Origin of the sequence: Streptococcus sp. HMSC070B10 (assembly GCF_001808665.1) — a bacterium.
Lineage (GTDB): Bacteria > Bacillota > Bacilli > Lactobacillales > Streptococcaceae > Streptococcus.
The window spans coordinates 1-625 of record NZ_KV794186.1; the positions used below are offsets into that span (position 1 = coordinate 1).

Consider the following 625-nt stretch of genomic DNA (forward strand, 5'->3'; position numbering starts at 1 on the left):
GGACCTGGTCTGTCATCAAATGGCTCATATGTAGTTGTATTTCTTTAATCATCTTTAGTTACCTTTCTACTAAATCTATCTCTGTCAAATTCTCTGTTTGAAATCATATCTGGGTTTACTTTTATATGCTGGATTGAAGTCTCTTCCTCAACATCATTACGGTGTTGGTAGGCATAGATAATATAAAACCATGTTTGGTACAAATAAGGCCCAAAAATCATGAAGAATAAAGACATTCCCCATCCCCAAAAATATTCATATCCAATTATCGCTAAAAAAACACAAATAAAAGATAAAATCATAGGAGGGCCAAATACAAGATTATAGAAATTCTTGGAGGCCTTTTCTGATAAAATTTCCTCAGAGTCTATGTCAACCATCCAACTCATAACAATATTCATAATAATGGAAAAGATTAGAGGAAGGAAAATTTTTAAACCAAGAAAACTATGGTCCCCACTCATAGCGCTAAAGCCAATAATGGCATAAATATGACCAGTCAGATACATGAGATAGGTTCCAAAGCTAGTTAAAATTCCTCGTCTAAGATCCAGTAAAAATACCAGATTTAAAACCCAAACAACAATTCCGGTAATAATCAAGCCTTGATACAAAGAGGGATTGT

General features: G+C 33.6%; 1 protein-coding gene. It reads right to left on the reverse strand.

Features of this window, described 5'->3' with window-relative positions; translation table 11 throughout:
* Nucleotides 1-44: 44 nt before the first annotated feature.
* Nucleotides 45-625, reverse strand: a 581-nt coding sequence (locus HMPREF2613_RS06290) for a hypothetical protein (protein ID WP_070479758.1), incomplete at its 5' end; no start/stop codon positions are given.